Origin of the sequence: Azospirillum sp. (assembly GCF_035627195.1) — a bacterium.
In the GTDB taxonomy this organism is placed as follows: Bacteria; Pseudomonadota; Alphaproteobacteria; order Azospirillales; family Azospirillaceae; genus Azospirillum.
Window position 1 is genome coordinate 1 of the sequence record NZ_DASPMG010000212.1, and the last position, 2,064, is coordinate 2,064.

At 70.1% G+C, this 2,064-nt stretch carries 4 protein-coding genes; 3 read left to right on the top strand and 1 reads right to left on the bottom strand.

What is annotated here, in order from left to right:
- Positions 1–981: GNAT family N-acetyltransferase (locus VED21_RS19490; protein ID WP_324885083.1), on the top strand; the 981-nt coding region annotated here is incomplete at its 5' end.
- Positions 982–1,111: 130 nt separating this feature from the next.
- Positions 1,112–1,426 carry a quaternary ammonium compound efflux SMR transporter SugE gene (gene sugE, locus VED21_RS19495; RefSeq protein WP_324885085.1) on the top strand — a complete coding sequence of 105 codons (315 nt, stop codon included), beginning with the start codon at positions 1,112–1,114 and terminating at the stop codon, positions 1,424–1,426.
- Positions 1,427–1,470: 44 nt separating this feature from the next.
- Here the strand turns inward: sugE and VED21_RS19500 are convergent, their stop codons facing one another.
- On the bottom strand, positions 1,471–1,707 hold the full coding sequence (locus VED21_RS19500; RefSeq protein ID WP_324885087.1) for a DUF3072 domain-containing protein: 237 nt from the start codon (positions 1,705–1,707) through the stop codon (positions 1,471–1,473).
- A 129-nt stretch (positions 1,708–1,836) separates the two neighbouring features.
- Between VED21_RS19500 and VED21_RS19505 the strand changes: the two genes are divergently transcribed.
- Positions 1,837–2,064: hypothetical protein (locus VED21_RS19505; RefSeq protein WP_324885089.1), on the top strand; the 228-nt coding region annotated here is incomplete at its 3' end.

Consider the following 2,064-nt stretch of genomic DNA (forward strand, 5'->3'; position numbering starts at 1 on the left):
CTGGCGCGCTGCATGTACCACGTCTACGGCTACAGTTACCACGAGGTCGTCTATTTCCCCGAGCATGTGCGCGACCTGATCGAGAAGGGGCTGCTGTTCTCGCTGGTCGCCGTGACGCCGGAGGGCGAGGTGGCCGGGCACCAGGGCCTGAAGAAGGACAGCCCGCAGGCGCGCGTCGCCAACGTGTCCATGGGTGCCGTCGACCCGCGCTTCCGCGGACGCAAGCTGTTCGAGCGACTGAAGGAGGAGGCATTCAAGCGCGTCAAGGCCGACCGACTGCTGGGCCTGTACGGCGAGGCGGTGACACTGCACCCCTATTCGCAGAAGGCCAACTTCGCGTCCGGCGGGCGCGAGACGGGCATCCTGCTGGCCTACATCCCCGGCGACCGGACCTTCAAGAAGTTCGGCGACGGCGGGGATTCGGCGGCCGAGCGGCAGACGGCCGTGCTGTTCTACATCCGCCTGAACGCGGAGCCGAAGCGCACGATCTACCCGCCGCTGCACCACCGCACGATGATCGAGCGGATCTACGCCTGGACCGGCGTGGAGCGCACGGTGGAGCGCGCCGACCCCGACCTGATCGCCCGGCTGCCGGAGCGGTCGGAGGTCGATGTGCAGGTGCGGGCCAACTACAACTGGGCGGTCCTGCGCGTGGTGAAGAGCGGGCGCGACCTGCCCGACCTCGTGCGCGTGCGGCTGCGCGAGCTGCGCCTGTCGCGGGTCGATTGCGTCTACCTGGACCTGCCGCTGTCCGACCCGGCGACGCAGATCATGGCGCCGCAGCTGGAGGTGCTGGGCTTCTCGTTCTGCGGCCTCTACCCGGAGATGGTGGAGGAGGGCGATTTGCTGCGCCTGCAATACCTGAACAACGTGCCCATCGACCCGGCGAAGATCACCGTGGTCACCGACATGGGCCGCGACCTGCTGAATTACGTGCTGCAGGCGGCGGGCATTCCCACGCCGGCGCGCGAGACGGCGTGAGGGGGGACGCCCCCTTGCGGGAGCGCGTGGGCGGTCTTACGTTCACGCCATGCGCTTCCGCGGGGACGACCCCGCCTTCGCCAGGGGAGCTTGCCTTGGGACGACCCGGCCCTGGACCAGGAGGTCTGTCATGGCCTGGATCGCCCTTTTCGCCGCCGGGCTGCTGGAAATCGGCTGGGCCGTCGGGCTCAAGCACACCGACGGCTTCACCCGCCCCGTACCCTCCATCCTGACCGTCGCCGCCATCGTCGGCAGCCTCGGCCTGCTCGGCGTGGCGCTGAAGGAACTGCCGCTGGGCACCGCCTACGCGGTGTGGACGGGCATCGGGACGGTGGGGTCGGCACTGGCCGGCATCGCGCTGTACGGGGAACCGGCGGACGCCGTGCGGCTAGGCTGCATCGGCCTGATCGCTGCCGGCATCATCGGTCTGAAGCTGGCGGCTTGAAGCTGGCGGCCCCGCACTGAGGGTGGGGAAGGGGAAGCGGGGGCCTATTGCCCCCGCCCGGTCTTGTCCTGCAGCGCGTCGATGCGCTTGGACGCCTCCGCCTTGGTGAGGTCGGGGTCGAAGCGCTCGCCCGCCTCCTCGCTCAGCGTCTTCAGGTAGGAGGCTTGGGCGCCGGTCATCGGCTCGTCGCCGGTGGTCCAGTCCTCGGGCGCCTTGTCGCGGTTGGAGAAGGCCTCGCCCGCCTTGGGCTGCCGGCGGCTGGCGGTGTCGGTCTTGCTCATGTCCGTTCTCCGTGCTTGATGGGAACATAACGAGAACATGTGCGTGGCGGGAAGGTTCCCTGCCCAAGGGCGCGGGGCTTCTGTTAGAGTGCAAAGCGTGGGCTGGGGCATTCCCGGAGGGAGCAAGCGGTGTCCGACGTGCAACGCGTCCGCGAGGCGATCGAGGTCGCCCGCCGCCTGAAGGGGGCGTGGGACGCCGGCGCCGTCGCCGCCATCATGGACATCGCCGACCCGCACCTGCCGAAGCCGCTGGAGCGGCGTGGGCCGGCGGGTGTCGTGGCGCTGGGCGGGCTGCCGCCGCTGGCGGGGCGCGAGCGGCTGGCGCCATTGGTGGCGCCGGCCGTGGTGGAAGTGCTG